Source organism: Dissulfurirhabdus thermomarina, assembly GCF_012979235.1.
In the GTDB taxonomy this organism is placed as follows: Bacteria; Desulfobacterota; Dissulfuribacteria; order Dissulfuribacterales; family Dissulfurirhabdaceae; genus Dissulfurirhabdus; species Dissulfurirhabdus thermomarina.
On record NZ_JAATWC010000005.1, the window covers coordinates 110,965 to 135,672 of the forward strand.

Annotated in this window: 21 protein-coding genes; 18 read left to right on the forward strand and 3 right to left on the reverse strand. The window is 70.6% G+C overall.

The window, feature by feature from the left end:
* Positions 1–47: 47 nt before the first annotated feature.
* From pgeF to HCU62_RS07595, 18 genes are all read left to right on the forward strand, one after another.
* Complete coding sequence (gene pgeF / locus HCU62_RS07510) at positions 48–827, forward strand: peptidoglycan editing factor PgeF (protein WP_163299865.1); 780 nt, start codon at positions 48–50, stop codon at positions 825–827.
* Positions 817–1,581: a YkgJ family cysteine cluster protein gene (locus HCU62_RS07515; protein ID WP_169755536.1), complete on the forward strand. Its 765-nt coding sequence runs from the start codon at positions 817–819 to the stop codon at positions 1,579–1,581. Before pgeF ends, HCU62_RS07515 begins: the two co-directional genes overlap by 11 nt.
* Complete coding sequence (locus HCU62_RS07520; RefSeq protein WP_169755537.1) at positions 1,578–3,059, forward strand: hypothetical protein; 1,482 nt, start codon at positions 1,578–1,580, stop codon at positions 3,057–3,059. The genes HCU62_RS07515 and HCU62_RS07520 overlap by 4 nt, the downstream gene beginning before the upstream one ends.
* Positions 3,059–3,733, forward strand: coding sequence for a class I SAM-dependent methyltransferase (locus HCU62_RS07525; RefSeq protein ID WP_163299373.1), 675 nt, complete (start codon positions 3,059–3,061; stop codon positions 3,731–3,733). Before HCU62_RS07520 ends, HCU62_RS07525 begins: the two co-directional genes overlap by 1 nt.
* Before the next feature lie 133 nt (positions 3,734–3,866).
* Positions 3,867–4,427 (forward strand): TorD/DmsD family molecular chaperone, encoded by a 561-nt coding sequence (locus HCU62_RS07530; RefSeq protein ID WP_169755538.1) that lies wholly within the window; start codon positions 3,867–3,869, stop codon positions 4,425–4,427.
* Entirely contained in the window at positions 4,405–6,687 is a 2,283-nt protein-coding gene (locus tag HCU62_RS12630) for a molybdopterin-containing oxidoreductase family protein (protein WP_163299371.1), read from the forward strand. The genes HCU62_RS07530 and HCU62_RS12630 overlap by 23 nt, the downstream gene beginning before the upstream one ends.
* 16 nt (positions 6,688–6,703) lie before the next feature.
* A complete protein-coding gene (locus tag HCU62_RS07540; protein ID WP_163299370.1) occupies positions 6,704–7,450 on the forward strand; it encodes a 4Fe-4S dicluster domain-containing protein in 747 nt (248 codons plus the stop codon).
* A 76-nt stretch (positions 7,451–7,526) separates the two neighbouring features.
* Entirely contained in the window at positions 7,527–7,997 is a 471-nt protein-coding gene (locus HCU62_RS07545) for an MOSC domain-containing protein (RefSeq protein ID WP_246325358.1), read from the forward strand.
* A gap of 63 nt (positions 7,998–8,060) precedes the next feature.
* The gene (locus HCU62_RS07550) at positions 8,061–9,257 is read left to right on the forward strand and encodes an MFS transporter (RefSeq protein ID WP_169755539.1); all 1,197 of its coding nucleotides are present in this window, start codon (positions 8,061–8,063) and stop codon (positions 9,255–9,257) included.
* A gap of 312 nt (positions 9,258–9,569) precedes the next feature.
* The gene (locus tag HCU62_RS07555) at positions 9,570–10,340 is read left to right on the forward strand and encodes a substrate-binding domain-containing protein (protein WP_163299073.1); all 771 of its coding nucleotides are present in this window, start codon (positions 9,570–9,572) and stop codon (positions 10,338–10,340) included.
* Entirely contained in the window at positions 10,328–11,803 is a 1,476-nt protein-coding gene (locus HCU62_RS07560; RefSeq protein WP_163299074.1) for a sensor histidine kinase, read from the forward strand. The genes HCU62_RS07555 and HCU62_RS07560 overlap by 13 nt, the downstream gene beginning before the upstream one ends.
* Positions 11,800–12,480, forward strand: a complete 681-nt coding sequence (locus HCU62_RS07565) for a response regulator transcription factor (RefSeq protein ID WP_163299075.1) — start codon at positions 11,800–11,802, stop codon at positions 12,478–12,480. The genes HCU62_RS07560 and HCU62_RS07565 overlap by 4 nt, the downstream gene beginning before the upstream one ends.
* 233 nt (positions 12,481–12,713) lie before the next feature.
* Entirely contained in the window at positions 12,714–13,439 is a 726-nt protein-coding gene (locus HCU62_RS07570) for a 4Fe-4S dicluster domain-containing protein (RefSeq protein ID WP_163299076.1), read from the forward strand.
* A 9-nt stretch (positions 13,440–13,448) separates the two neighbouring features.
* Positions 13,449–14,714 carry an NrfD/PsrC family molybdoenzyme membrane anchor subunit gene (nrfD, locus tag HCU62_RS07575; RefSeq protein ID WP_163299077.1) on the forward strand — a complete coding sequence of 422 codons (1,266 nt, stop codon included), beginning with the start codon at positions 13,449–13,451 and terminating at the stop codon, positions 14,712–14,714.
* Positions 14,714–17,968, forward strand: coding sequence for a molybdopterin-dependent oxidoreductase (locus HCU62_RS07580; RefSeq protein ID WP_246325359.1), 3,255 nt, complete (start codon positions 14,714–14,716; stop codon positions 17,966–17,968). The genes nrfD and HCU62_RS07580 overlap by 1 nt, the downstream gene beginning before the upstream one ends.
* Position 17,969: 1 nt before the next feature.
* The gene (locus tag HCU62_RS07585; RefSeq protein WP_169755540.1) at positions 17,970–18,752 is read left to right on the forward strand and encodes a rhodanese-like domain-containing protein; all 783 of its coding nucleotides are present in this window, start codon (positions 17,970–17,972) and stop codon (positions 18,750–18,752) included.
* A gap of 65 nt (positions 18,753–18,817) precedes the next feature.
* Entirely contained in the window at positions 18,818–20,104 is a 1,287-nt protein-coding gene (locus tag HCU62_RS07590) for a hypothetical protein (protein WP_163299103.1), read from the forward strand.
* 115 nt (positions 20,105–20,219) lie between these two features.
* Positions 20,220–21,725: an outer membrane beta-barrel protein gene (locus tag HCU62_RS07595; protein WP_163299104.1), complete on the forward strand. Its 1,506-nt coding sequence runs from the start codon at positions 20,220–20,222 to the stop codon at positions 21,723–21,725.
* 142 nt (positions 21,726–21,867) lie between these two features.
* Here the strand turns inward: HCU62_RS07595 and HCU62_RS07600 are convergent, their stop codons facing one another.
* The 3 genes from HCU62_RS07600 to HCU62_RS07610 are packed head-to-tail and all read right to left on the reverse strand — an operon-like array spanning position 21,868 to position 24,693.
* Entirely contained in the window at positions 21,868–22,620 is a 753-nt protein-coding gene (locus tag HCU62_RS07600) for a sulfite exporter TauE/SafE family protein (RefSeq protein WP_163299105.1), read from the reverse strand.
* 55 nt (positions 22,621–22,675) lie between these two features.
* Complete coding sequence (locus HCU62_RS07605) at positions 22,676–23,284, reverse strand: FmdE family protein (RefSeq protein ID WP_163299106.1); 609 nt, start codon at positions 23,282–23,284, stop codon at positions 22,676–22,678.
* A complete protein-coding gene (locus tag HCU62_RS07610) occupies positions 23,281–24,693 on the reverse strand; it encodes an alginate export family protein (protein ID WP_163299107.1) in 1,413 nt (470 codons plus the stop codon). Before HCU62_RS07610 ends, HCU62_RS07605 begins: the two co-directional genes overlap by 4 nt.
* Between the last annotated feature and the right edge of the window lie 15 nt (positions 24,694–24,708).

Sequence of the window (24,708 nt, forward strand, 5' to 3'; positions counted from 1 at the left end):
CGGGGCCGGGGCTCCACCCGCCGCGGAATAAGGGTATAGTAATCGGCATGGAACCGCGCCGCATCCAGGACGGGACCGGGGGGCCGGTGGCGCTTCCGCCCCTCGAGGACTGGGAGGCGGCCGGCGCCCGCCTCCGGCACTTCACCCGGTGGGGCGGGGTGAGCCGGCCGCCCTTCGAGGGCCTCAACCTCGGCGCCGGCGTGGGGGACGACCCGGCCGCCGTGGCCGAGAACCGCCGCCGGGTGGCGGCGGCCGTGGGCGCCCGGCGCCTGGTCTCCGCCCGGCAGGTCCACGGCGTGGAGCTGGCCGTGGTGGGGGACGATACGGCGGCAGAGGTGGACGGCGTGGACGGGCTCCTCACCGACGCCGCCGGGGTGGCCCTCATGATCCGGCACGCGGACTGCCAGGCCCTGGTCCTCTTCGACCCGGTGCGGCGGGCCGTGGCCAACGTCCACTGCGGCTGGCGGGGGAGCGCCGCTGGGCTCCCCGGCCGGGCGGTGGCCGCCATGAACGCGGCCTTCGGCAGCCGGCCGGGGGATCTCCTCGCCGCCGTGGGTCCCGCCCTGGGGCCCTGCTGCGCGGAGTTCCGGGACTGGGAACGGCTCCTGCCCCCCGGGCTGCACCGGTTCCGGGTGGGGGCGCGGCACGTGGACTTCCGGGCCGCCACCCGGTGGCAGCTCGAGGCGGCGGGCGTCCGCCCCGAGCGGATCACCGTCTGCGAGACCTGCACGGCCTGCTCGCGGGACTTCTTCTCCTACCGCCGGGAGGGGCGGACGGGCCGGGCCGCCACGGTGGTGATGCTGGCGGGGGCGGTCCATGGGCGCTGAGCCGGCCCGTCTTCCCTGCCAGCTCTGCCCGGAGCCTTGCTGCCCGGCGGTGAAGCGGCTCCCCTACGCGGGCGAGACGCACCCGGTCCTCTTCGGCCGGCTGCTGCTCGGCGCCTTCCCGGACGTGGAGGCCCCGGGGCCCTGGCCGGTCCCGAGGCGGCCCTTCGTGGTGGAGTGGGTGGTCCCCGGCGAGGCCGGGGCCTGTCCCGCCTTCACCTCCGAGGGCCTCTGCGGGGTCCATCCCGTCCGTCCCGCCGCCTGCCGCCGCTTTCCCCGGACCCGCTTCGGCCTCTTCCACCCGAGGTGTCCCCTGGGAGCCGCCGTGCGGGGCGAGGCCGTCGCCGAGCCGCGCTTCCTCCACCGGCAGGCGGCCCTCGACGCCCATCTGCTGAATCTCTCGGCCCGGGAAGGGGCCGGGGCCATGGCGGCCTTCCTGGGCGAGGCGGCCCCGGACCGGATGCCGCTCCTCTACAACGGGTACTGGCTGGCCGCTGTGCTCCTGGCCGGCGTGGACCTCCAGGCCGCCCTGGCGGGCCAGGAGGCGGTGCTCGAGGCCTACCGGGAGGCCGGTTTCGCGGAGCTCACCTTCCTCGTGCCCGACACCGACTTCGAGGCGGGCGGGCCGGTGGACGGCTGCCTCGCCAACCTCCGGTGGCTGCGCCTCCGGGTGGAGGAGGGGCTGGCGGCGGCCCTCCGGGAGCGGCTCCGCGCCATCGGCGCGGCCCCGGGGGGCGCGGCGGAGGCGGCGACATGAGGGGGGCGGGGGGGCTCCGCCTCGCCGCCGCCCTCCTGTGGGCCCTGGCGGCCGCCGGGTGCGCGGCGTCCCGCCCGGCGGCCCTCCGCCCCGGGGCGGCGGACTGCCGGTCCCTGCTCGAGGGGCTCGACCGGGCCGCCCGCGCCGCCGGCTGCGTGGACGCCGCCGCCGCGCGGGTGCCGGGGCTGCCCTTCCTTCGCGTGACCCGCTTCTGGACCGCCTTTTCGCCGGGGGAGATGGACGGCGCCTCCCTGCGGTTCTATGCCGGGGAGTTGGCCCGGCTCGACCGGGAGGGGCGGGAGCGGGAACTGGCGTGCCTCGGGAAACCGGAGCTGGCCCCCCGGGCGGCCGCTTGCGGGGAACGGCTGCTCGGGGCCGCCCTCGAGGCCCCGGAGGCCTTCCGGCGGCGGCTGGCGGGGCTCCGGGTCCCCGACGACTACCGGCTTTCCATGCGGGTCCTCGGGCTCTATCCCCTGGTGCGCTGGCCCTTCGCCCTGGCGGTGGCCCATGCCTACGCCGAGCGGCGGGAGTGGTTCCGGGAGGACCTCGGGGCCCTGGTCCGGGACGGCGGTTGGACGCCCGCCCGGCCCGCGGCGGCGGGGCCCCCGCTTCCTGCCGGGGAGGTGGCCGCCATCCTCCGGCGGGCCTCCCGCAACCCCCTCGGGGTGCCGCTCCCCTCGCCCGGGGAGGCCCGCCGCCTCGCGGCGGCCTTCGCCCCGGTCTTCGTCCAGGAAACCGTCCATCCAGCCGACCGGTGGGGCGCCGTGGTGCCCGGCAGCGGCGGGTTCCGCGTGGACGGGGACCGGCCGGTGGTCTACTTCTACCTCGACCACCTCCTGGCCGGGGGCCGGCCCCTCCTCCGCCTGAACTACGTGATCTGGTACCCGGAACGAAACGGCGGCCTCACGCCCTGGTTCGAGCAAGGGGCCTTCGACGGCCTGACCTTCGCCCTCGTCCTGGGCCCCGATGGCCGGCCGATCCTGGGGGAGGCCATGAACAACTGCGGCTGCTACCACATGGAGTTCCCGGCACCGGCCGTGGCGGTCCGGGCCCGCCCGATCCCTTTCGGCCCGGACCCCCTGGTGCCCCAGGCGCTGCCCGTTCCGGGCCCGGGGGAGCGCCTGGCCGTCTTTCTCATGTCCGGCTGGCACCAGGTGCTCCGGGTGACCGCCGAGGCATCCGCGGGGCCCGGGCGGCGCTACGAGCTCCGGCCCTACGCCGAACTCGAGACCCCGGCCGGGCCGGGCCGCCGCTTCTTCGACGGGCGGGGGGTGGTGCCGGGATCGGAGCGGGTGGAGCGCTTCTTCTTCTTTTCCATGGGGATTCCCGCCGTGGGCAGCATGCGGCAGCGGGGCCACCAGCCCATCACCCTCCTCGGGCGGGAGCACTACGACGATCCCCGCCGCCTCGAGCGGCACTTCGAGCTCCGGTTGCCCGCGGGGGAGGCGGGCGACGGGGCCGGCCCCTCCGGCGAGTGATGGAACGTGTCCCGGAGCCCGAGCTCATGGCCGGCGAGGACCAGGCCCGTGCCTACGCCGAGGCCGACTTCGAGGAGCCGCACCGCCGGGTGCTCGAGGTCTTCCACGGCTGCTTTCCGGGCCTTTCCGTCCGGGGGCCCGTGCTGGACCTCGGCTGCGGGCCCGGGGACATCACCCGGCGGTTCGCCGAGGCGTTCCCCGGCTGCGAGGTGCACGGGGTGGACGGCTCGCCGGCCATGCTGCGCCAGGCCCGGCGCCTGCTGGCGGTATCGCCCGCCCGGCACCGCGTCCGCCTGGTCCTGGGCGTCCTCCCGGACGCGCCGCTGGCCCGATCGGCCTACGATCTCGTGGTCTCGAACAGTCTCCTCCACCACCTGGCGGACCCGGGGGTCCTCTGGCGGGCCGCCCGGGCCTTCGGGCGCCCGGGGGCCGCGGTCTTCGTCATGGATCTGCGGCGGCCGGACAGCCCGGCCGAGGCGGCGGCCCTGGTGGACCGCTACGCCGGCGGGGAGCCGGAGATCCTCCGCCGGGACTTCTTCCGGTCGCTCTTGGCGGCCTACCGGCCCGGCGAGGTCCGCCGTCAGCTCGAGGCCGCGGGGCTCCATCACTTCGAGGTGCAGGCCGTGGGCGACCGGCACCTGGCGGCCTGGGGACGGCTCCTGCCGGGCGGGTGAATTGCCCCTTGCGCCCGGGGCGTTTTTGTTTTATGAAGTGCCCCCAAGCCCCGTTCATTCGCCCGGGTTCTGGCGAATCTCGCTCCGGCCGGAAAAGGTTCCTAAAAGATAGATATCAAACCATCGTGACTTGATGAGTTCATCCGATCGAGATCTCTTCTTGTTCCTGGGGCGGGCCTTCCAGTATCCCGACGCGCAGGTCGCCCTGCACGGTGCCTGGACCCTCAAGAAGCTCGCCCGCGACCTCGGGCTCGATCTCCCCGACGTCCCCGAGATCTCCCTCGAAGAACTCCAGACCGAGTACACCCGCCTGTTCATCAACTCGCCCGAGGGGGCCGCGGCGCCGCCCTACGCCTCCATCTACCGCCACCGGGCGGGTTTTCTCTACCAGGAAGGGCACGACGAGGCCCTTTCTTATTACCGGGAAATGGGGTTCGAGCCCGTGGAGGGGCCCGAGCCCGGGGATCACATCGGCTTTGAACTGGCCTTCGTGGGGCTCTTGCTGGAAGAGGGCCGGCTGGATCTCTTGGAGCGTTTCCTGGGCGGCCACCTGCTCAAGTGGTATCCGGAGCTGGCCGCCCGGCTCCTCGCGGCCCGGCCGCATCCCTTCTACGCGGCCCTGGCGCAGGTCACCGACGCCTGTCTGAACAGACTGTTGGAGGAGGTTGTGCATGAAGAGAAGAGAGTTCCTTAAGTTTTCGACGGCGAGCTGCATGGCGCTGGCCGCCATGGAGCTGGGCGGAGGAAAGGCTTTCTTCAGGCCCGCCAAGGCCATGGCCTCCGGGGAGCTGCCCGGCAGCCTCGGAGCCAAGGAGGTCTACTCCGTCTGCGAGATGTGTTTCTGGCGGTGCCCCATCGTGGCCAAGGTGAAGGGCGGCAAGCTGGTCAAGATCGAGGGCAACCCCAAGAGCCCGGCCAACGGCAAGCGGGTCTGCGCCCGGGGCAACTCCGGCGTCCAGCTCCTCTACGACCCGGATCGGGTGAAGTACCCCATGAAGCGGACGGGCGCCCGGGGCGAGGGCAAGTGGGCCCGGATCTCCTGGGACGAGGCCCTGGACGAGGTGGCCTACAACATGAAGAAGGTGCGGAAGAAGTACGGCCCGCACGCCCTGGCCTACTTCGACCACGGGGCTTCCGCCGAGTTCATGCGCGGCCTCTTCATGCACATGGGCACCGAGAACTACTCCAACGAGCCCGCCTTCTTCCAGTGCGTCGGGCCCGTGGCCGAGGCCTTCATCTCCTCCATGGGGTACCTGGTCTCCGGCACCCGGCAGTACACGGACATGGGGCACGCCAAGGCCATCCTCCTGGTGGGGAGCCACATCGGCGAGAACGTCCACGTCTCCCACGTGCGGGAGTACATCCAGGGGCTGGCCAACGGCGCCAAGCTCGTGGTGGTGGACCCGCGCTTTTCGGCCCCGGCCAACAAGGCCGACGTCTGGCTGCCCATCCGGCCCGGCACGGACACCGCGCTGCTGCTTGCCTGGATCAACTACGTCATCCAGCACAAGCTCTACGACAAGGACTTCGTGGCCAACCACTGCGAGGGCTTCGAGGCGGTGAAGGAGGGTGTCAAGGACTACACCCTCGAATGGGCCGCCCGTATCTGCGACCTCAAGGTGGCCGACATGGAGGCCGCCATCCGGATGCTCGCCAAGGCGGCGCCCAACGTCACCATCCACCCGGGCCGGCACTCCACCTGGTACGGGCGGGGTGACGTCCAGCGCCACCGGGCCCTGGCCATCTTGAACGGGCTCCTCGGGGCCGTGGCCGTGCCGGGCGGGCTGTATCTGCCCACCCCGGTGAAGACCGGAAAGAGCGAGTGCCCCGAGTGCGAGGCCGAGGTGGAGGAGCCGGACACCTCGCTCAAGGACGACTTCCCCTACGCCGGGAACTTCCCCGGCAACCCCACGGCCAAGATCATCGAGGCCACCCTCACCGGTGAGCCCTATCCCATCAAGCTCTGGGGCGTCAACGGGGTGAACATCCTCCAGACCATCCCGAACCCCTACGACACCATGGAGGCCATCAAGAAACTGGACTTCATCTTCACCGAGTCCATGATGGCCGACGAGGCGGCCATGTGGGCCGACATCGTGCTGCCCGGGGCGACCTACCTCGAGCGCTACGACAGCCTCCATACCTACGACGGCATCACCCCGTACCTCGCCGTCCGCCAGCCCGCGGTGGAGCCGCTCTTCGAGTCGAAGTCCAGCTACTGGATCGCCCGCGAGCTCGCCAAGCGGCTCGGCGTCGACTGCTACCCCTGCGAGCACGAGGTGGAGTACATCGAGGAGGAGCTCAAGGGGGCGGGGCTCACCCTGGAGAAGCTCAACCGGATGGGCGGCATCGTGAGCTACAAGGCCAATCCCTACCGGAGCCGCAAGGAGCTCAAGCTCCCCACCGAGAGCGGCAAGGTGAACCTCGCGGTCGCGCACTACGAAGACGACGACTTCGACCCGGTGCCGAAGTTCGAGCCGACCCCGGCGCCCCCCAAGGGCTACGCCCGGCTCATCTACGGCCGCGTCCCGGTCCACACCTTCAGCCGGACCATGAACAACCTCTGGCTCCACAACGAGTGGCCCGAGAACCACGCCTGGGTGAACGACGAGGTGGCGGCCAAGCTCGGCATCGCCGACGGCGACACCATCGTGCTCGAAAACCAGGACGGGAAGCGCTCCCTGGAGGTCAAGGCCAAGGTGACCCCGGGCATCCGGCCCGACGCCATCTACCTGCCGCACGGGTTCGGCAGCCGCTCCAAGCGCCTCACCCGGGCCTACGGCAAGGGCGCCAGCGACCAGTTCCTCATCACCCACTACGAGAACTGCCCGTTCACCGGGGCCTCGAGCCACCGGACGAGCTTCGTGCGGATCGTCAAGGGGGGCAAGGCGCTCGACATCCCCGAGCTCCGGCCGCTGCCCCGGGAGATCCCCCGCTTCAAGAAGAGCGCGTAATAAGGAGGGTTAAGGAATGAGCCAATATGCCATGGTGATAGATCTGGACCGGTGCGTGGGCTGCCACGCCTGCGCCATCGCGTGCCGGGCGGAGTGGAAGGTCCCCACCGAGGAGGGCTACCGCCGGAACTGGGTGAAGCGGATCGGGCCGGAAAAGACCCCCTACGGGATCTCCTATACCTTCTTCCCCGGCCTCTGCAACCACTGCGACCACCCCGTGTGCGTGGACGTCTGCCCGGTGGACCCCGAGGAGCGGACCTTCACGGACTTCCGCACCGGGAAGAAGACCCGGATGGAGATCAAGGCGACGTACAAGGATCCCTTCACGGGGGCGGTGCTCATCGCCAAGGAGCGGTGCATCGGCTGCGGCGCCTGCGTGGAGGCCTGTCCCTACCACGCCCGCTACCTCGACGAGACCCTCGACGAGCCCAAGGCCGACAAGTGCACCTTCTGCTACGAGCGGCTCGCCCACGGCGAGGAGCCGGCCTGCGTCAAGACCTGCATCGCCGACGCCCGGATCTTCGGGGACCTCTCCGATCGCAACTCCCGCGTCTACAAGCTGGTCCACAAGGAGGGCGCCAAGCGCCTCGAGTCCGACGTGGTGAAGATCGGGCCCAACGTCTACTGGAAGGGCAAGAAGAAGGACCTTCATGCCCTCTTCAAGAACTACGCGCCGCGCGAGCGGACCTGGGAAGAGGTGGACAACATGAGCCGCCGCGGCTTCCTGGCGGGGCTCGCCCGGAAGACGTCCCTCAAGGGCTGATCCGGCCCTTCGCGGACATCCAAGCGCGGGGCGGGCCGGACGGCCCGCCCCGCGTCTTTTTGTCGGAGGAACGAACATGATGGACAACACAAGTGGCGGGGGCCGCGTGGTCTCCATCGCCTGGAGCGAGCGGAAGGGGGAACGCAAGACGCGGGTCGAGCGGGCCGTCCTGGTGGCCGGTCACGGCCTCGAGGGCGACGCCCACGCCGGGCCCTGGCACCGGCAGGTGAGCTTGCTTGCCGCCGAGGGGATCTCGCGCGCCCGGGAAAGGGGGCTCGACGTCCACTTCGGGGACTTCGCGGAGAACGTCGCCACCGAGGGGATCGACTGGCCCGCCGTTGCCGTGGGGACCCGGGTCCGCATCGGCGCCGAGGTCGAGATCGAGATCACCCAGATCGGGAAGCGCTGCCATACCCGCTGCGCCATCTACCACATGGCCGGCGACTGCATCATGCCCCGGGAAGGGGTCTTCGGCCGGGTGCTCCGGGGCGGCGAGATCCGGGTCGGCGACGCGGTCCGGCTGCTTTCCGGGGAGGCGGGCGAATGAACCCCGGGGCGGCCGTCCCGGCCCGCCGGGGTCGCGCGGGGTAGGGCGGCCCGGGTGGCGCGGATGGTGTCCTCCGCCGGGCCGGATCCCGGGGCCGGGCGCCGCCGGGCCCTGCGCTTCATCCTCTGCCTGGGCCTCGTCAGCCTCTTCGGCGACATGGCCTACGAGGGGGCCCGGGGGGTCACCGGGCCGTACCTGGCGCTCCTCGGGGCCGGGGGGGCGGCGGTGGGCCTCGTGGCGGGGCTCGGCGAGTTCGCCGGGCACGTCCTCCGGCTCGCCTCCGGGGTGGCCGCCGACCGGACCCGCGCCTACTGGCCCCTCACCTTCCTGGGCTACGGGCTCATGCTCGCCGTCCCGGCCCTGGCCCTGGTGACCTCGTGGCCGGCGGCGGCCGCCTGCCTCGTGCTGGAGCGGGCGGGGAAGGCCCTCCGATCCCCGGCCCGCGACGCCATCCTCGCCGGAGCCGCCCGGGAGGTGGGGCGGGGCACCGGCTTCGGCCTCCACGAGGCCCTGGACCAGGTGGGCGCCGTGGCCGGCCCGCTGCTCCTGGCCGGGGTCTTCGCCCTGGGGCTCGGCTACCGGGCCGGCTTCGCGGTGCTCGTCGTCCCCGTGGGGCTCGCCCTCCTCGCGCTCTGGCGCGCCCGGGCGGCGGCGCCGCCGGAGCCGCCCCGGGCCGGGGCCGGCCGGCCGGGGGCGGCGGTCCCCACGCGGCTCGGCCGCCGGTTCCGGGCCTACGTCCTCTTCACCTTCTTCGCCGTCCTGGGGCTCGCCAACTTCCCCCTCGTCGCCTACCACCTCGGGGTCACCGGGGCCGTCTCCCGCACCACGATCCCCCTCCTCTACGCCCTCGCCATGGGGGTGGACGCCCTGGCCGCCCTGGCGGCCGGGCGCCTCTACGACCGCCTCGGCCTCGCCGTGATCGGCGGGGTGCCGGTCCTCACGGCGGGTGCCACGGCGCTCGCCTTCGCGCCGGGGCCGGGGGCGGCGGTGACGGGCGTCGTCCTCTGGGGCGCCGTCATGGGCCTCCACGAGGCCGTCATGCGGGCCGCGGTGGCGGACCTCGCCCCCCGGTGGCGGCGGGGCACCGCCTACGGGATCTTCCACGCGGTCTACGGGGCGGCATGGCTCGCGGGGGGCTGGACCATGGGGGCGCTCCACGACGCGGCCCCCGGGGCGCTTGCCGCCTTCGCCGCCGGGGCGGAGCTCTTGGCGCTTGCCGCCTTCGCCGCCGGGCTTCGGCCGGGGCAAGGGGACGGGTGAGGGGGCGGAGGCCCCGCTGCGGCCGGGGATTTTGGCGGCTCCTCGTTGTTTGGTAGAATGGAGAGCGGAGGAGAGGCGGGAGCCCGGGACCAGGCGCCCTCCGGCGCGGGAGGCATCATGACGTTTTCGATCCCCAGATATGCTCCCGGAACTCGGACCGCTTGGCTGGCGTTCCTGTGCCTCCTCCCGCTCCTTGCCGCATGTGATCGGGGCCCGGACGATGGCGGCGCCGGGCGGCACGAGGTGGTGCGGCTGGACCGCCTGCAGCCCCTTCCCGGCCGTATGCGGGGGAACAATGCACGGCCCTTCCGCATGGCGGTCGCCGCCATGTTGTCCCCGGAGGGGAATCTCCAGGCCTACCGGGACCTGCTCCAGTACCTCGGGCAGCGGATGGGCCGCCCGGTGGAACTGGTCCAGCGGCGGACCTACCTCGAGGTGAACAAGCTCGTCACCGACGGGCGCGTCGACCTGGCCTTCGTCTGTACCGGGGCCTATTGCCAGGCGGCGGGGGAACACCGCATGGAACTGCTCGTGGTGCCCCAGGTGGGGAGCAAGGTGACCTACCGGGCCCTCATCATCGTTCCCGCCGCCTCCGGGGCCAAGGCCTTCCGGGACCTCGAGGGCCGGGTCTTCGCGTTCACGGATCCGCTCTCCAACACGGGCTACCGATATCCCCGGCGGGTCCTGGCCGAGATGGGGCGGCGGCCCGGGCCGTTTTTCGGCAGGACCCTCTTCACCTACAGCCACGACCGCTCCATCCGGGCGGTGGCGGAGGGCTTGGCCGACGGCGCCGCCGTGGACGAGATCGTCTTCGAGCGGCTGGCCAAGGCGGAGCCGGCCCTGGCGGAGCGTGTCCGCGTCATTCTCCGGTCCGAGGAGTTCGGCATCCCGCCGGTGGTGGTGCCGGCCTCCCTTCCGGATGTGGAAAAGTCGCGGCTTCGCCGGCTCCTGCTCGCTCTCCAAGACGACCCGGAGGGACGGAAGGCCCTTAAGGCCCTCGGCGTGGACCGGTTCGTGGAAGTGGATCCCGCGCTCTACCGCGTGCCGTGCCAGGAGCCCCGGGAGGAGCGGTGCGAGCGCTGAAGGGCCGAGGTCCTTGGGGCGGCCGCCCGAGGACCCTCCTGGTGGGGGCCCTGGGCCGGGCGGGGGCCGCCTTTTGGGCCGTGGCCGATTCGGTTCCCATCCGCGTCAAGATCATCGGGATGGTGCTGGGAACCGCTTGCCTGGTGGGGTCCTTCGCTACGGTGCACGTCTACCGGGTCATGTCCCGGCAGGTCTCGGAGCACCTGCGGGAGATGAGCCGTGCCGTGGCCGGGGAACTGTCGGCCCACGCGGGAGATTTCATCCTGGTCAACGACATCTATGGTCTCGACCGGTTGCTCCGGGAGGCCCGGGCCAACCGGCCCGATCTCCGCTATGCCTTCGTCCTGGACCCGGGCGGCCAGGTCCTCGTTCATACATTCGAGGGCGGATTTCCGCATGACCTCCTTCGCGTCCGGCACCGGGCGAAGGACGCGGGCACGATCCGTTTCCTCACCAACGAGGGCAGCGTGTGGGATACCGCCGTGCCGATTTCCGGCGGGGCGGCCGGGATCCTCCGGGTGGGCATATCGGAACGTCGATCCCGGGCGGTCATCCACTTTCTCGTTCGGGACCTCCTGCTGACCACGCTCCTGGTCATGGCAGGCGGGGTCCTGCTCTCGGGGCTCCTGACCTGGGTCCTCACGCGGCCCCTGAAGTCCTTGGCGGAGGCCGCCCGCCGTATCCAGGTGGGGGACTACTCCGCCCGGGTCAGGGAGTTTTCCCGGGACGAGGCCGGGCGGCTCATCTCGGCCTTCAACGAGATGGCCGAGCGGCTCGAGGCCGCCGAGGCCGAGAGGGCCGGCCGGGAGGCACTCCGCCGGGAGCTCATGGGGCGCGTCCTCGTGGCCCAGGAGGAGGAACGGGCCAGGATCGCCCGGGAACTGCATGACCAGGTGGGGCAGTCGATCGCCTCGCTCATGGTGGAACTCAAGGTGCTCCAGGGCGTGGCCGGGTGCGAGGCGGCCCGGGCGGGGGTGGAGCGGCTCCGCCATACCCTTACCCGGGAACTCGAGGGGATCCATCGCCTTTCCGTGGAGCTGCGGCCGCCCGTCCTGGACGACCTGGGTCTGGCCGCGGCCCTGGATCTGTACGTGACCGAATTCATGGAGCAGCACGGGATAGAGGTGGATTTCACTCCCATCGGCGTGGAAGAGGGGCGCCTGCCCGCCCCGGTGGAGATCGGGGTCTACCGGATCATCCAGGAGGCCCTCACCAACGTGGTGCGGCATGCGGAGGCCCGCCGGGTCACGGTCATCCTGGAACGCCGGGCCGGGCGGATCCGCGGCGTGGTGGAGGACGACGGAACCGGCTTCGTGCCCGGGAAGGTCCGCGGCGGCCGGGTCGGCCTCTACGGGATGGAGGAGCGGGCCCAGCTCCTGGGCGGGCGGTTGCACGTGGACAGCGAGCCGGGCAGGGGGACCATGGTGGTGCTGGATGTTCCCTTGCCGGGAGGGGCGGGATGACGGAGCGGCTCACCGTGGCCATAGTGGACGACCATGCCATCCTCCGGGCCGGGCTCCGCCTGCTCCTGGAGGCCGCGCCGGACATGGAGGTGGTAGGGGAGGCCGGGGAGGCCGGCGAGGCGCTGTCCATGATCCGGGACGCGCGACCGGACGTGGTGCTCCTGGACATCTCCCTCCCCGGGACGAGCGGCCTGGAACTCGTCTCGAGGATCCGTTCCCTCTCTCCCGATTCCCGGATCTTGATCCTCACCATGCACGAGGACACCCGCTATCTCGAGCGGGCCCTGGAGGAGGGCGCGGCCGGGTTCCTCCTCAAGAAGGCCATGGACGTCGAGCTGCTCCTGGGGATCCGGACCGTGGCGCGGGGGGAGCCCTTCATCCACTCCAGCATGGTCGCCGGGCTGCTCGGCGCGGTCCAGCGGCGGCCCCGGGCGGAGGCCACCGAGGACGGGCGGGATCGGGCCCTCTGGGGCACCCTGAGCCCCAGGGAGCAGGAGGTCATGACGGCCGTGGCCCACGGCCATACCAGCCGGGAGATCGCGGACCGGCACCACCTGAGCGAGAAGACGGTGGCCACCTACCGGTCCCGGGCCATGGCCAAGCTGGGGATCTCCAGCAGGGCCGAGCTCGTGGACTTGGTGCTCCGCCTGGGGCTCATGGACCGCCCGTCGGCCTGACACATCGCCTTCCCCGCCGGTCGCGGCCGGTGTCGGGGATCTTCCTACACGTCCGGGCGGCCTGTCCGGTCAACTCCGACAAAACTATCCAAGATTCCCCGATTTTTTTCGTGCGCCGGTGGATCTACCCTGGTTGTGGTCGGCAGGGTGAGCCGGGCGGCGGCGTCACCCGCCAGCGGCCGGGCCGGGCGCCTTCGCAGTGCTTGCGGATAGGGATCTCAGGAGGTTTCACCATGGCATTCATGGACATCGAACCCCAGGAAATTCGGCGGCGGATGACGGAGGACCTCAGGCGGGCCCTCGCCAAGCCCATGAACGAGCGGCACTGGGTCATGGTCCTGGACCTGGCCAAGTGCGTGGGCTGCACGGCCTGCACCACGGCCTGCGTGGCCGAGAACCACCTCCCGCCGGGTGTGGTCTACCGGCCCGTCATTGAGCGGGAGATCGGCCGGTATCCCAACGTTCGAAAGACCTTCATGCCCCGCCCGTGCATGCAGTGTGACAATCCGCCGTGCGTCAAGGTCTGCCCGGCCCACGCCACCTGGAAGCGGCCCGACGGCATCGTGGAGATCGACTACGACAAGTGCATCGGGTGCCGCTACTGCATCAATGCCTGCCCCTACTCCGCCAGGACCTTCGACAAGGGCTTCTACTACAGCGATGGCACCCCGTACATCCCGGACTACGAAAAGAAACCCGCCTTCGAGTACGGCAGGACGTGGCCCAGGCGAAACCGCCACGATTCCCCGGCGGGCAACGCCCGAAAGTGCACCTTCTGCCTTCACCGGATCGACAAGGGGCTCTTGCCCGCCTGCGTCACCACCTGTCTCGGGGACGCCACCTACTTCGGCGATTCCAACGACCCGGACAGCCTCGTCTCCCGCCTGATCGCCTCGCCCCGGGTGATGCGGCTCAAGGCGGAGTTCGGGACCCGTCCGAGCACCTATTACCTGGTATAGGGGGAGAAGATGAAAAAGCGGTTGAACGGCTTGGCCTGGCTGCTGGCCTCGGTTGGTTTCGTGATCGGCCTCTACGGCCTCTACCAGCGCTTCACCCTCGGTCACCGCATGGCCGATTACGGCTCCTACATCCCGTGGGGCCTCTGGGTGGCGGCCTACATCTACTTCATCGGTCTCTCCGCCGGGTCTTTCCTCCTGTCCACGCTGGTCTACGTGGCCCGGATCGAGCGCCTGGAGAAGATCGGCAAGCTGTCCCTCTTCACCGCCTTCGCCTGCCTGGTGGGTGCCCTGATCTCCATCTGGCTGGACCTGGGCCACGAGTTCCGCGTGTACCGGGTGGTCCTCCACCCGAACTTCCGGTCCATGATGTCGTGGATGGGCATCCTGTATTCGAGCTATTTCCTGATCATCCTGGTGGAACTCTGGTTTGCCATGCGGGTGGACCTCATCGCCGCCGGAAGGGGGCAGGGGGCCTCGGCGGCCCTGGCCAGGGTGGTGGCCCTCGGTTCCACGGACACCTCGGACTCGGCCGTGGAGAGGGACCGGCGGATCCTGAAGGTCCTGGGCTCCATCGGGGTCCCCCTGGCCATCGCCTTCCACGGCGGCGTCGGCGCCCTCTTCGGGGTGGTCGGCGCCCGGACATACTGGCACAGCGGCCTGACCCCCATCGCCTTCCTGGTGGGGGCACTGGCGTCGGGCGGCGCCCTCCTGGCCGCCATCGTCTACGTGTGGGGACCCGACCGGGACGGCCCGGCCTTCGAGGACATGATGCGGTTCTTGGGCAAGGTGGTCCTGGCCATCGTCCTGCTGGACCTGCTCCTCGAGGTCTCGGAGTTCTTCGTCGGCCTCTACTCGGAGATCCCCGACGAGGCCATTCCGATCCGGGCGGTGCTCTTCGGGTCCCGGTGGTACGTCTTCTGGGTGGTGCACATCTTCTTCGGGGTCCTGGTGCCGGTGTGGCTGCTCTTCCGAAACGCCGTGCTCCGCCGTACCGGGGAAGGGGGGCGTGCCGCGGGCGCCGTGGCCCTGGCCGGGTTCTTGGTGGCCGTCACCTTCATGGCGGTACGGCTGAACATCGTCATCCCGGCCCAGATCAACCCCGAGATCGCCGGCCTCGAGTATGCCTTCACGGGGCCGGGCCTCAAGTACACCTACCTGCCCACCCTCGGCGAATGGTTGGTGACCGTATGGGTCTCGTCCTTCTCCGTGTTGCTCTTCCTCGTCGGGTACAAGCTGCTGCCAATCGTGGGCCGCGATGATCGGGAGGTTGCCTGATGTCCGCCAAAGATCGCAATGGAAAAGTCGACCGCTACGACACCATGGAGGTGGACGGGCGGAGGATCCGCCTGAGCCGCCGGGGTTTCCTGAAGAGCACCGCCTTCCTGGGCGGGCTCGCCGCCGCCTCCGGGCTGCCCGGGTTCGATGCCTGGGGCGGCAAGCGCGGGGGACGGCGGCATCTCGCTGCCAACGCCTATCCCTTCGACCGGCCGGAAGGCGTGATCTATACCTGCTGCCTCCAGTGCCACACGGCTTGTACCATCAAGGCCAAGGTCCTGGACGGGGTCATGGTGAAGGTGGACGGGAATCCCTACAGCCCCATGAACATGAACCCCCACCTTCCTTACACCATGAAGCCCCAAGACGCGGTGGTCTTCGACGGGCGGCTCTGTTCGAAGGGCCAGGCGGGGGTCCAGACACTCTATGACCCTTACCGGATTCGAAAGGTCCTGAAGCGGAAGCCCGGGAGCCGCAGGGGCGAAAACAAGTGGGTCACCATCGATTTCGACAAGGCCGTGGACGAGATCGTCAACGGCGGCGACCTCTTCGGGGAAGGCAAGGTGCCGGGTCTCAAGGACCTCTTCGCGGTCCGTGATCCGGCCGTCATGAAGGAGCTGAAGGCCGACGCCGCGGCGGTGGCCCGGGGTGACATGACGGCGGCGGACTTTCGCAAGAAGCACCGGGCCCGCCTGGATCTCCTCATCGACCCGGAGCATCCGGACCTCGGGCCCGTCAACAACCAGTTCGTCTTCCTGGCGGGTCGGATCGAGCACGGCCGGAAGGAGTTTTCCCAGAGGTGGCTGAAGAACGCCTTCGGTTCCGTCAACTGGTACGAGCACACCACCGTGTGTGAGCAGTCGCACCACATCGCCTACAACGAGATGACCTCCCGGTACAAGGGCGGCAAGTGGCACCCGGTGCTGAAGGAGTACCGCGAGGATTACGGCGGCGGCAAGCATCACATGAAGCCGGACGTGCCCAACTGCGAGTTCGTGATCTTCTTCGGCACGAGCCCCTTCGAGGCCAACTTCGGGCCCACCAACTGGACCTCTTACATCACCAACGCCCAGGCCAAGCGCAACTTCCGCTTCGCGGTGGTGGACTCCCGCCTGAGCAAGACCGCGGCCAAGGCCAACTACTGGGTGCCCGTGCGCCCCGGCGGCGACGCCCCTCTGGCCCTGGGCATGCTGCGGTGGATCATCGAAAACGGCCGCTACAACGAGGCCTACCTCCGGGCGGCCAACCGGGCCGCCGCCGCGGCCAACGGGGACACCACCTGGACCAATGCCACCCATCTCGTGCGGTTGTCCGGCGACGGGAAGCGGGGCGTCAAGCTCCTTCGAGGCGACGAGTGCAAGCTCTGCGGGGAGCACAGCTTCATGGTCAGCGTCGGCGGGCGGCTGCGGCCCTTCGATCCTTACGCCGAGAAGGGGGAGCCCCTGGTGGGGGACCTGTTCGCGGAAGGAGAGGTGAACGGGGTCCGGTACAAGACCGCCTTCGCCCTGCTCCGGGACCTGGTGATGGAACGCAGCCTCGAACAGTGGGCCGAGGCCGCGGGCGTACCGGTGAAGCAGGTGGTGGCCCTGGCCCGCGAGTTCACCTCCCACGGGCGCAGGGCGGTGGCCGACCTCTACCGCGGCCCCGTTCAGCACACCAACGGCTACTACAACGGGCAGGCCATCCTCACCCTGAACCTCATGGTGGGCAACGGGGACTGGAAGGGCGGCCTCATGGTGGGCGGCGGCCACTGGCACGAGGACGGGAGCAAGAAGGGACAGCCGTTCCCGGTGAAGAAGGGGCTTCACCCAGGCAAGGTGGGGTCCTTCGGGGTCACGCTGTCACGGGAGAAGTGGCACTACGAGGACACCACCCTGTTCCGGCGGCACGGGTACCCGGCCCGCCGGACGTGGTACCCCTACACCGGCAACGTCTACCAGGAGGTCATCCCCAGCGCGGCGGACGGTTACCCTTACCCGATCAAGGCCCTCTTCCTCCACAAGGGGACACCGGCCTTCTCCGTTCCCGGGGCCAACGCCACCATCGAGACCCTGCGGGATCCGAAGAAGATCCCCCTGGTGTTCGCAGATGACATCGTCATCGGCGAAACCAGCATGTACGCCGACTACATCTTTCCCGACACGGCCATCTGGGAGCGCTGGGGCCTCCCCCACCTCACGCCCGCCGTCCCCACCCGGGGGAGCAAGGTCCGCCAGCCCGCGGTGGCCCCCCTGGTGGAGACCTGCACGGTCTTCGGGGTCGAGCAGCCCATCTCCATGGAGGCCCTCATGCTGGCCATCGCCGAACGGCTGGGCCTGCCGGGCTACGGAAGGGACGGTTTCGGGCCCGGCCTCGACTTCCGGACCCGGGAGGACTTCTACCTCAAGATGGTGGCCAACATCGCCTACGGCGACAAGGGAGGCAAGGACAAGGTCCCCCCGGCCGGCACCGGGGAGATGGAAATCTTCCGCAAGGCCCGGCGGCATCTTGCCGGCACGGTCTTCGACGAGAAGCGCTGGAAGGCCGCAGTGGGAGGCGGCGAGGACCTCTGGCGGCGGGTGGTGTACGTGCTCAACCGGGGCGGCCGCTTCGAGGGGGCGGAAAAGGCCTACGAGGGCGCCCGGATGCACCACCGTTTCGCCAGCCAGTTCAACCTCTTCGTGGAACACGTCGCCCTGGGCCGCCACAGCATGACCGGCGAGAACTTCTCCGGCCTGCCCATCTTCGAGCCCGTTCGGGACGCGGCCGGGCGGGTGGTGACCACCGGTGACGACTACCCCTTCCAGCTCTTCACCTACAAGCTGATCCTCGGCGGCCAGTCCCGGACCATCAGCAACTACTGGACCATGGTGTCCGAGCAGGAACGCAACTACGTCCAGATGAACCGATCCGACGGCCGGCGGCTCGGCCTCCGTGACGGCGACTTGGTCCGCCTCGAGGGACCGAGCAACTCCAGGGGCCGCATCCCCCTCCTGGACAGCGAGTTCAAGGAGGTGGTGGGCGTGGTCCGGCTCGAGGAAGGGATCCGGCCGGGCACTGTGGTCGCCAGCTGGAGCTACGGCCATTGGGCCTACGGCTCCCGCGACGTCACGGTGGACGGTGCCCTGGTGAAGGGCGATCCCCGCCGCGGCGCCGGGCTGTGCCCGAACGCGGTCATGATGGTGGACCCGGCGGTCCGGAACATGTGCCTCTCCGACCCCATCGGCGGCAGCTGTTCCTTCTACGACTCGTGGGTCCGGGTGGTCAAGGTCTGACATGCCACCGGTACGGTCTTCTCTCTCCAGGGCGGAGGTCCCCGCTCCTCCCTGGCTCATCGCACTCCTCCTCTTCTTGTCCTGCCTCCCCGCCGCGTGCAGGGAGGCAGGACACCCCTCCGGGGGCGGGGGCGGCCGAGAGGCCACGCCCGGGGAGAGCGGGGCGGGGGAAAGGACGGCGGCGCGCTACGCGGCCTTGGTCCGGGCCGGCGACCGGGCCTTCCGGAACGGGGACTTCGCCGGCGCCGCGGAGCGTTTCAGGTCGGCCATCGTGATCCGGCCCGCCGACGATGCGGCCTGGAGCCGCTACCGGCTGGCCGTCCTGGCGGCCGCCGGCGACGACTACCTCACCTCGGTACCGGAGGATCGCTACCGCGTGACGCCGGCGGAGCTGGAACAGGCGCTCCGGGGTGGCGGGCCGGGCTTTTTCCTGCTGGACGTCCGCGACCCCGAGGAATTCGACAAGGGACATCTCAAGGACGCGGTCAACATCCCCTTCCGCCGGGTCCTCAGGCACCTGGACTTGCTTCCCGGGAAGGACGCCCCGATCCTGCTCGTCTGCCATACCCAGCGCCGGGCCATCCACGTCCTGGTGGTCTTGCGGGAGCTCGGCTTCACCCGGGTCTATACCCTCAAGGGCGGCTACGCGGCCTATCTCAAGTGGAAACGCCGGGGTGCCGGGGCGGCGGGGGGGGTGATGCAGCCACCGGCCGGCCGTCCCGGGGGCGGGCCGGCGGGCGACACGTCCTCCGGCGACGCCGAGGAGGAAGACTTCGGCTGTTGAGTTGAGCGGCGCCGCTGGGGCCGTCTCGGCGAGGGATGAACGTGCAACACGACAAGGAGGGATTCATGAAAGTCATCGAAACGGCGCAAAGGTATCTCGTGGCGTTCATGGCCGTGGCGTTCGCCGCCGCGGTGGTTGCGGCCGGCGGCGTCGCCAGGGCCGCGGACGACCCGCTGCTCCAGACCCTGGTCAAGAAGGGCGTCCTGACCCCGGAGGAGGCCCGGGCCATCGCGAAGGAGAACGGGCGGGAGGCCGGGCTTCCGCCGGCGCTCCAGGGGCTGTCCATCGGCCTCCTGGGGTACCTCGACTATTCCATCGGGAAGTCGCCCAAGGCGGGCGGGGAAGAGAGCTTCGACCGCTTCACCCTGGGCCGGGGCTACCTAACGGTGAAGAAGCGGATCACCCCCTGGCTCTCCGCCCGGATCACGAGCGACATCACCCGGAAGGCGGACGGTGACTGGGAATTCCGGCTGAAGTACCTCTACGCGGAGTTCCGGCCGGGGGATCTCGGTTTCCTCACCGACATGAAGGCCGAATTCGGGCAGGGGCACAATCCCTGGCTGGACTTCGAGGAACACGTCAACCCCTACCGCTGCCAGGGCACCATGGCCATCGAGCGTGCCGGTGTCTTCAATTCCGCCGACCTCGGCGTCAGCCTGCGCGGCAACATCGGCGGGAAGCTGCCCGACGCCAAGGAGAAGACCGGCAACCATCACTACGACGGCCTCTACGGGAGCTGGCAGGTCGGCGTCTACAACGGGGGCGGCTACCATGCCGACGAGGCCAACCAGAACAAGGCCGTCGAGGTGCGCCTGACGGCCCGGCCCCTGCCCTGGCTCCTGCCCGGCTTCCAGTTGAGCTACCTCGGGATGTTCGGGGAGGGCAACAAGGACTACAACGGCGACAAGCCCGACTATATGGTGAACCTGGGGATGCTGAGCTACGAGCACCCGCTCTTCATCTTCACCGCCCAGTACTTCCAGACCACCGGGAACGCCGCCGGTTCCTGGGTCAAGACCGATGCACTGGGCAACCTGGTGGACGAACTCCAGACCCAGGGTTACTCGTTCTTCGGGCGGGTGCGCCTGCCCTTCGTCACGAACCGCCTCTCGCTCTTCGGCCGCTACGATCACTTCGACCAGGACAACGATGACGACATCGCCAAGGACACCGCCTACGACCTCTACATCGTCGGCCTGTCCTTCGATGTCGCCAAGGGGAACCTGCTGGTGCTCGACTACGAAACCACCAACTACGACGACGACACGGGGCTCAAGCACAAACTGCCCGCCACGGGCACCAAGCTCGGCGACGACTACAAGGTCCAACTGGTCTACCAGCTGGCCTTCTAGGATCGCCGGCCGTCACCGCGCCCGGGGGCGGGTCCGCCCGCCCCCGGGGCACATCCCCGGCGGACGACGGGGGACGACCCCGGGCGGGGCGTGGGCACGGCGGAGAGGAGACATGATGCCGGCACGAAGATGCGGCGGGCGAGCGCCCCGGGGGGCCGCGGCCCTTGCGGCGGCGGTCTTCTGCTGTGCCGTGGTCGCCGTCCCCGTGGACCGGGCGGCGGCCGCCTCCGGGCAGGATGCCGCGACCGCGGAGCGCCTCGACCGCCTGGAGGAACGGGTCGGGGACCTCGAGCGGGCGCTGGAAGAGAAGGACGCCCAGATCCGAGAGCTGCGCCGGCGGGCGGCCGGCCCCGAAGGACCCGGGAAGCGACCCGGGGCGGGCGGCGAGACGCCCCTGGTCTTCACGCCCCCCGGGGGGGACATCCAGGTGGGGTTCGGCGGCCAGTACCGCGTCAATTCCTATGCCGCCGACAACGACCTGCCCGGGGACCATCCCACCGCGAGCCGGGTCCGCATCCGCCAGGACCTGGACTTCCGGTTCGGCGAGCGGTTGCGATCGCACCTCGAGCTGGAACTCGGTCATACCAACGACAACCTGACCACAACGCCCTCCGGCTCCCGCGCCACCACGGTGGGGGTGCGACACGCCGTCGTGGCCTTCGCCCCCCTGGGGTTGCACGGCCCCGAGGTGCGGGCGGGCATCCTTCCACTCTCCGACCGGTTCGGCGACGTGCTCTTTTCCGCCGACTGGGACTACAACCCCGTGGGGGTCGAGGTCCGGGTCCCCCTGGGACCGGTTCAGGTCCGGGGTTTCGCCGCCGATCTCCATGAGGGGGCGGAACCCGTCGCCCACGACGATTTCGACCATTACCAGCTCGATCTCCAGGTCCGGCCGGCGCCGGGCCTGCGGCTGACGGCCGGGCTCTCGTTCCTGGATGCGGCCACCCCTGACGGACACCACACGCGGCGCCACTGGAACTACGGGGCCGGCGTCGAGGTGGAGGCCGGGCCCGCCGTGGCGGTCCGCGCCTGCGTCCTTGGGTCCAGGACCGACGGCCGTCTGCTCGGCGTGGACGATCCCGGGCAGGGGTGCGCGGCGAAGCTGGAGGTGACCGCCGAGGCCGGGCCGCACGCCGCCGGTCTCATGGCGACCTACGCCTCCGGCGAACGGGACGGGAGCGGCTTCCTGCCCGTCATGGCCCTTTCCCGGACCTACGGTTACTGGGGCTACACCGGGCTCCTGACCGTCCAGGGGGCCACCGACACCGGCATCGACGAGAGCGCCGTCAACATCTCCAACAACGGCTACGGCCTCGTGACCGTCCAGGCCTATTACACCCACCGGTTCGAGAGCCGGTTCTCCCTCCGGCTCGCCGCCGGCTGGTTCGGCGCCAGCCACACGCCGCGGGGCCGCAGCTCGGAACTCGGTATCGACACCCTGGTCATGGGGACCTGGCGCCTCCACCGGTACCTGACCTTGGACCTCGGGGTGGCCTACGCGCACCTCCGGGACGGGATCAGCGGCTACTGGTCCGGGGTCGGGCCGGCGGGCTTCGTTGCGCCGGCGGGCGCCCGGCGGGACAAGACCGCGGCCTTCTCCCGGCTCCAGCTGGCCTTTTAGCCGAAAAAAAAAGCCCCCCTTTCGGGGGGCTGGGGTGGAGGGGCCACGGCCCGTGGCCCCTGCCGAATCGGTGGCCCGGGAAGGCCCGGCCCCGTGCCTTCGTGCCTTCCCACCCGTGGCCCGGCCGCCGGCCGCGTCTTCATCACCCGAACAGCCTCCAGAGCAGTTTCGCGGCCACGGCGAGGAGGACCCCGCCGAACATCCGCTTGATCCAGGCGGCCTTCATCCGCTCCCGCATCACCTTGGCCCCCAACTGCGAGCCGACGATCACCGCCGCCAGGGTCGCCCCCATGAGGGGCCAGTCGAAGTGGCCCTCGGCCAGGTGCCCGGCGAACCCCGAAAAGGACGAGAAGACCACCACGAAGGCACTGGTGGCCGCGGCCTGCTTGGTGGGGTAGCCCATGGCGAGCATCATGGGGACGAAGAGGAAGCCGCCCCCGATCCCGAGGAGCCCGGCGATCATCCCCACGCCGAAGCCGCCCGCCCCCATGAGGGCGAACCGGGCCCCCGGGGCCATGTGCCGCCGCGTGTCGGGCCGGCCCGCGGCGATGAGCATCCGCCCACCGGCGAGGATCATCCCGGCGGCGAAGAGGAGGATGAGGGTCTCGGTGGGGACGTAGCGGGTAAAGAGCGCGCCCACCGGCGCCCCGAGAAACGAGGAGACGATGAGGGGCGCGGCCCCCCGGACGTCCACCATGCCGGCCCGCAGGTACGAGACGGCGGCGGAGAGGGCGGTGACGCCGTTGAGCAGGAGCCCCGTGGGGATGGCCACGGACTTGAAGTCGTAGCCGAACCAGTGGAAGACCGGGATGTAGAGCATGGCGCCCCCGAGGCCCAGCATGGAGAAGAGGAATGCCAGGGCGAGGACGATGGCGGCGGTCAGGGAGAGCATCATGGGCGGGACCTCCCGGGGGTCGCCCGGCCGCCGCGGCGGCGGCCGGGCGGGGGCATCAGTCCGGGTAGCCGGAGCACGGGATGCAGTAGAGCTCGCCGTCGGTGCCCACCCGGAGCTTGTTCACGAAGGTGAGCTCCCCGCATCCGGCGCAGCGGCGGGCTTCGAAGACCCCCTTCCCCTTGGGGACCTCCACGGTCCGGACCTCCCCGACCTCGAGGAACTCCGCCTCCGGGAGCCCGAGGATCCGTTCCACCAGGGGGTCGGCGATCTCGGCCGGGATCTCTTGCGGCGGAACGCCCGCCTTCCGCTGCTGGACGAAGGGGGAGGCCAGGGCCTTCTCGAAGAAGTCGGGTTTGACCGCCACGCGGACGGCCCGTCCCGTCCGGGCGTCGATGAGGGTGAAGGCGAGCTTGTTGTAGTAGAGCTTCCGGACGTTGGCCTTGCCGTAGGTGCAGCCCGTGGCCGTCATGAGGCCGTCCAGGAAGCAGGCGGCGGCATGGCCCTTCCCTGTCTCGGACTCCAGGAGGAGTTCCTTGTCCTGGGCCCGCTCGACCCCGAGGGTCCGCATGGCGGCCAGGCCCGCCCGGAGCCCCATGGGCATGGCGGGGCACTTGTGGCCGTGGAAGGCGAGACCGATGGGAAAGAGTTCGTCGAGTTTCTTCATGGTGACACCTCCTTGCTGGATTGTGGTGCTGCCGTGTCAAGGGGCGCCGCGAAGCGCCAGGTGACCTGGCAGACGAGGCGGCCGGCGTCGTTTCGGGCGATGCCGTTTTCGGTGATGAAGTCCCCGGCCCGGAGTACGGCGTAGAAGACCTGGACGTCCCAGTCCCGGGCGGGCCGCCACTGGATCACAGCGTCGAATTCGTCCCCGATGTGGGCGTGGCGGTTGCCGGGCACCCGGTAGCCGTAGTAGGTCCACTTGTCGGCCTTCTCCGCCAGGGAGAACCGGTGGAGGGCCAGGTGGACCGAGAGCCCGGGGCGGGGGGCGAGGTCGAGGCTCGCCTGGTCGTCCACCATGTTGCCCCAGGACATGACGTCCAGGCGGCCGTAGTGGCGGCCGTCCGTGGAGCCGAAGGGGCTGGAGAAGGTCCGGACGCGGTCGTCGCCGGGGCGGGGGTCGCCCGAGGCGTAGACCCGGCCCAGGCCGAGCCGCGGCCGCCAGGGAAGGTCCCGGAAGGTCCAGCCCGCCTTGGCCACGTAGGCGTAGGCCGAGACGTCCGGGTCCGGGCCGCGGCGGTCTTCGAAGCGGCCGGTTTCCCGGATCCATGTGAGGTCGAACCAGAGGCCCCGCCAGTCGTCCTCGTAGAGGCGGCAGCCGAAGAAGCGGGTGTCCTCGCGCCGGTCGCGGTCGAAGAAGCGGGCCTTCTTCCAGGCGAAGAAGGGCTCGACGCCCCCGGTGGCGGACCAGGCGTGGCGGGCGTAGAGGCCCACGCCCTGGTAGGCGTGGCGGGCGGCCAGGCTCAACGACTCCGGGTCCTTGGTCTTGGTCTGCCCGTACCAGACGTCGGCGAAGTCCCGGCCCCGGCGGAGCGAGTACCGGGCGGCGTCCCAGAGCCAGCCGATGGCGTTTCCCCAGGAGCCGGGGCCGAAGACGCGGCGGTCGCCGTACCAGATGACCTGGCGGCCGAGGACGAGGCGGGACTGCCGGGTCCCGATCCCCTTGATCGTCACCTGGGCGTCGTAGAGCTCGAGGTATTCCTCGTAGGGGTCCATGACCACCTCGTCGCTGGTGCCCCGGTTCTTCACGAAGTCGTCCTGGTCGAGGGACCAGCCCCAGACCCGGGCGTCGTAGAGGTGGAGGCGCCAGTCGATCCGCCGGCCCTCCCCCGTAAGGCCGGCCACCACGCGCTGGAGGAGGAGCCGGTCGTCGGGCTCGCCCCGGACGGTGCCGGCGGAGTCCACGGCCGCGTCCCCGTAGGCCTTCTTGTTGAGGCCGTTCCAGGCCTCGAACCGTTCGCGGATCTCCCCGTCGAGGGTGACCCCCGCCCGCGCCGCCGCGCACCGGAGCCCGAAGAGCAGGGCGGCGAGAAGGAGAAGGGCCCGCGCCGGCAGCGGGCCCCGCGGGGGGCGCAAGGCGCGGCCGGCCGG

Bases quoted from the DNA above. Each gene is read 5' to 3' on its own strand.
- pgeF (WP_163299865.1), top strand. From the start codon at position 48: ATGGAACCGCGCCGCATCCAGGACGGGACCGGGGGGCCGGTGGCGCTT.
- HCU62_RS07515 (WP_169755536.1), top strand. From the start codon at position 817: ATGGGCGCTGAGCCGGCCCGTCTTCCCTGCCAGCTCTGCCCGGAGCCT.
- HCU62_RS07520 (WP_169755537.1), top strand. From the start codon at position 1,578: ATGAGGGGGGCGGGGGGGCTCCGCCTCGCCGCCGCCCTCCTGTGGGCC.
- HCU62_RS07525 (WP_163299373.1), top strand. From the start codon at position 3,059: ATGGAACGTGTCCCGGAGCCCGAGCTCATGGCCGGCGAGGACCAGGCC.
- HCU62_RS07530 (WP_169755538.1), top strand. From the start codon at position 3,867: ATGAGTTCATCCGATCGAGATCTCTTCTTGTTCCTGGGGCGGGCCTTC.
- HCU62_RS12630 (WP_163299371.1), top strand. From the start codon at position 4,405: ATGAAGAGAAGAGAGTTCCTTAAGTTTTCGACGGCGAGCTGCATGGCG.
- HCU62_RS07540 (WP_163299370.1), top strand. From the start codon at position 6,704: ATGAGCCAATATGCCATGGTGATAGATCTGGACCGGTGCGTGGGCTGC.
- HCU62_RS07545 (WP_246325358.1), top strand. From the start codon at position 7,527: ATGATGGACAACACAAGTGGCGGGGGCCGCGTGGTCTCCATCGCCTGG.
- HCU62_RS07550 (WP_169755539.1), top strand. From the start codon at position 8,061: ATGGTGTCCTCCGCCGGGCCGGATCCCGGGGCCGGGCGCCGCCGGGCC.
- HCU62_RS07555 (WP_163299073.1), top strand. From the start codon at position 9,570: ATGGCGGTCGCCGCCATGTTGTCCCCGGAGGGGAATCTCCAGGCCTAC.
- HCU62_RS07565 (WP_163299075.1), top strand. From the start codon at position 11,800: ATGACGGAGCGGCTCACCGTGGCCATAGTGGACGACCATGCCATCCTC.
- HCU62_RS07570 (WP_163299076.1), top strand. From the start codon at position 12,714: ATGGCATTCATGGACATCGAACCCCAGGAAATTCGGCGGCGGATGACG.
- nrfD (WP_163299077.1), top strand. From the start codon at position 13,449: ATGAAAAAGCGGTTGAACGGCTTGGCCTGGCTGCTGGCCTCGGTTGGT.
- HCU62_RS07580 (WP_246325359.1), top strand. From the start codon at position 14,714: ATGTCCGCCAAAGATCGCAATGGAAAAGTCGACCGCTACGACACCATG.
- HCU62_RS07585 (WP_169755540.1), top strand. From the start codon at position 17,970: ATGCCACCGGTACGGTCTTCTCTCTCCAGGGCGGAGGTCCCCGCTCCT.
- HCU62_RS07590 (WP_163299103.1), top strand. From the start codon at position 18,818: ATGAAAGTCATCGAAACGGCGCAAAGGTATCTCGTGGCGTTCATGGCC.
- HCU62_RS07595 (WP_163299104.1), top strand. From the start codon at position 20,220: ATGCCGGCACGAAGATGCGGCGGGCGAGCGCCCCGGGGGGCCGCGGCC.
- HCU62_RS07600 (WP_163299105.1), bottom strand. From the start codon at position 22,620: ATGATGCTCTCCCTGACCGCCGCCATCGTCCTCGCCCTGGCATTCCTC.
- HCU62_RS07605 (WP_163299106.1), bottom strand. From the start codon at position 23,284: ATGAAGAAACTCGACGAACTCTTTCCCATCGGTCTCGCCTTCCACGGC.